The following is a 3,201-nucleotide window of genomic DNA, read 5'->3' as shown; positions in this document are numbered from 1 at the left end:
GAGCGGGCCGCCTACGCCGGGGTGTCGCTCGGAGGCGCGGTCGGGACGGCCCTCGCGCTGCGCGCCCCGGAGCGCGTCGCGAGCCTGGTCCTGTGCTGCACGTCCCCGCGCTTCGGCGACCCGCGGGCCTGGCGCGAACGCGCCGCGCTGGTCCGCCGCGAGGGGGTCGGCCCCGTCGCCGACAGCGCCGCGGAGCGCTGGTTCACGCCGTCCTTCACCGGCGCGGGCCCCTACGTGGCGATGCTCCGGGCCACCGACGCCGAGGGCTACGCCCGCTGCTGCGAGGCCCTGGCCGCGTTCGACGCGACCGCGCGCCTGGCCGAGGTCCGCGCGCCGGCCCTGGTGGTCGCCGGGGCGCAGGACGGCCCGACCCCGCCGCGCGGCCACGCCGACCGGCTCGCCGCCGGCATCCCGGGCGCCCGCCTCACGGTGGTCGAGGGGGCCGGGCACCTGGCGAACGCCGAACGCCCGGCCGAGGTCACCGAGGCGATCACCGCGCACCTGGACCGCACCTGGAAGGGATCCCGCCGATGAGCGAGCGCATGTCCGACGGGGAACGGCACGCGCAGGGCATGAGGACGCGGCGGGAGGTGCTCGGCGACGCCCACGTCGACCGCGCCGAGGCCCGCAAGGACGGCTTCACCGCCGACTTCCAGGACCTCATCACCCGCTACGCGTGGGGCGACGTCTGGAGCCGCCCGGGCCTGGACCGCAGGACCCGCAGCTGCATCACGCTGACCGCCATGGTCGCGGGCGGCCACCTGGACGAGCTCGCCATGCACGTCCGCGCGGCGCTCCGCAACGGACTGACCCCCGACGAGATCGGGGAGGTGCTCCTGCAGACGGCGATCTATTGTGGAGTGCCCGCCGCGAACTCGGCGTTCGCCGTCGCCCAGCGGGTACTGAACGAAGGGGAGTGACGGGCGCGGGCCCGGGCGGAGGAGCCACGTGGGAGGGGACGGGACGGAACGCGCGCGGCCGGTCAGCGTGGCGGGCAAGGTCATGGCCATCCTGAACGCCTTCGCGCAGGGCGGCGTCCGCCTCAACCTGAGCGAGATCTGCCGCCGCGCCGGCCTGCCGCTCGCGACCGGCCACCGGCTCGTCGGCGAGCTGGTCGGCGGCGGGTTCCTGGAGCGGGTGCCGGACGGGACGTACCGCATCGGCACCCGGCTGTGGCGCATCGGCAGCCAGGCCCCGGCGGTCACCGGGCTGCGGGAGCTGGCCCTCCCGCACATGGAGGACCTGTACGAGGCCACCCACGACAACGTCCAGCTCGGCGTGCTCCGCGACGACCGGGTGCTGATCGTGGAGCGGCTGCGCGGGACGCGGTCGGTGCCGGTCGTGACGCAGGTCGGCGCGACGCTGCCGCTGCACACCACCGGCGTCGGGAAGGTGCTGCTGGCGTTCGCGCCGCCGCGGGTGCGGGAGGAGGTCCTGGCCGGCGAGCTGCCCCGGCACGCGGCGCGCTCCATCACCGATCCCGGCGAGCTGCGGCGCTGCGTCGAGCAGGTCGTCCGCTCCGGCTACGCGGTGACCCGCGACGAGATGACGCTCGGCGCGTCGTCCGTCGGCGCTCCCGTGCGCGACGGCGCGGGCGACGTGGTCGCGGCGATGTCGCTGGTGTCGAGCACCCGCGGCGCCGACCTGCGGCGGCTGCTGCCGCCGCTGACGACCGCGGTGCGCGCCCTGTCCCGGGACGTGGCGGCGCACTGGCGCGGAGACTCCGGGATGTTTTCCGCTGAGCGGAACACCGGCGCCTGAACCTGCGGCGACGCGCGCGAACATCGGCGGCGGAGCCGAACGAGGAGGAACGATGCGGACCCAGGTCGCGATCATCGGCGGCGGGCCTGCGGGCCTGCTGCTGTCGCATCTGCTCCATCTCCAGGGGATCGACTCGGTGGTCCTGGAGAGCCGCGACCGCGACTACGTGGAGCACCGGCAGCGGGCCGGGATGCTGGAGCAGGGCACGACCGACGTGCTGCGCGAGAGCGGCGTGGGCGCGCGGCTGGACCGGGAGGGCCTGGTCCACCGGGGGCTCGAGCTGCGGTTCGGCGGCGCCGGGCACCGGGTCCCGCTGGCCGACCTCACCGGCCGGGCCGTGACCGTCTACGCGCAGACCGAGATCGTCAAGGACCTCGTCGCCCGGCGGCTGGCCGACGGCGGCGACGTGCGGTTCGAGGCGGAGGTCGTCGCGGTGGACGCCTCCGCGCCGAGCGTGACCTTCGCCGAGGGCGGCCGGACCCGCACCCTGGACTGCGACTACATCGCCGGCTGCGACGGGTTCCACGGCGTCAGCCGCCCGGCGGTGCCGGGCCTGCGGACGTTCGAGCGCGAGTACCCGTTCGCCTGGCTCGGGATCCTCGCCGACGTCCCGCCCTCCACCGACGAGCTGATCTACGCCCACCACGACCGCGGGTTCGCGCTGCACAGCCTGCGCTCTCCGCGGGTGAGCCGCCTCTACCTGCAGGTGCCGCCGGACGAGGACCTCGCCGCGTGGCCGGACGCCCGGATCTGGGACGAGCTCGCGGCGCGGTTCGCGACCGGCGACGGGTGGGAGCTGCGCGAGGGGCCGATCACCGACAGGTCGATCACGCCGATGCGCAGCTTCGTGGCCGAGCCGCTCCGGCACGACCGGCTGTTCCTCGCCGGGGACGCGGGGCACATCGTCCCGCCGACCGGGGCGAAGGGCCTCAACCTGGCGGTGTCGGACGTGACGGTCCTGGCGGGGGCGTTCGCCGAACGGTACGCCTCCGGGTCGCACGCGCTGCTGGACGGCTACTCCGACGCGTGCCTGCGGCGGGTGTGGCGGGCCGAGCACTTCTCGTACTGGATGACCACGCTGCTGCACACCGACCCGTCCGCGACCGGCTTCGAGCGGCGGCTCCAGCGCTCACATCTGGACTACGTGGCCTCCTCGGAGGCGGCCCAGACGTCCCTGGCCGAGAACTACACCGGCCTTCCGCTCGTCTAGCGGGGAGCTCCCGGCGGCCGGGTGAGATGCACGTCACCGAAATTGGCAGCCCCTGAAACTTTGCCGCCTAGGCAAGTTCGGTCTACGGTGAGACCCGTGGTGCCGCCGCGGCCCCGGCCCGGCGGCCTCCGGCGCGCGCCGCGCCCCACGCGGACGCGGAAGGTGAAAGGCTTCGGCATCTGCTCGACGTCGCCGCCCGGCCCGGCGGCGGCCGCGAGCCGCCCCCGCCC

At 75.6% G+C, this 3,201-nt stretch carries 4 protein-coding genes; all 4 read left to right on the top strand.

From position 1 onward, the window contains the following. On the top strand, positions 1-534 hold a 534-nt coding region (locus AB0K37_RS41300), incomplete at its 5' end, for an alpha/beta fold hydrolase (RefSeq protein WP_363991458.1). Beyond that, the gene (gene pcaC / locus AB0K37_RS41295) at positions 531-920 is read left to right on the top strand and encodes a 4-carboxymuconolactone decarboxylase (protein WP_363991455.1); all 390 of its coding nucleotides are present in this window, start codon (positions 531-533) and stop codon (positions 918-920) included. The genes AB0K37_RS41300 and pcaC, both read left to right, overlap by 4 nt. Positions 921-948: 28 nt before the next feature. Further along, a complete protein-coding gene (locus AB0K37_RS41290; RefSeq protein WP_363991452.1) occupies positions 949-1,761 on the top strand; it encodes an IclR family transcriptional regulator in 813 nt (270 codons plus the stop codon). Positions 1,762-1,813: 52 nt separating this feature from the next. Next, entirely contained in the window at positions 1,814-2,971 is a 1,158-nt protein-coding gene (locus AB0K37_RS41285) for a 4-hydroxybenzoate 3-monooxygenase (protein WP_363991449.1), read from the top strand. Positions 2,972-3,201 lie beyond the last annotated feature (230 nt).

It is taken from the genome of Actinomadura sp. NPDC049753, assembly GCF_040674655.1.
GTDB classification, from domain to species: domain Bacteria; phylum Actinomycetota; class Actinomycetes; order Streptosporangiales; family Streptosporangiaceae; genus Spirillospora; species Spirillospora verrucosospora.
The sequence above is the reverse complement of the archived record's forward strand: the minus strand, read 5'-3'. Positions and strand labels throughout refer to the sequence as shown.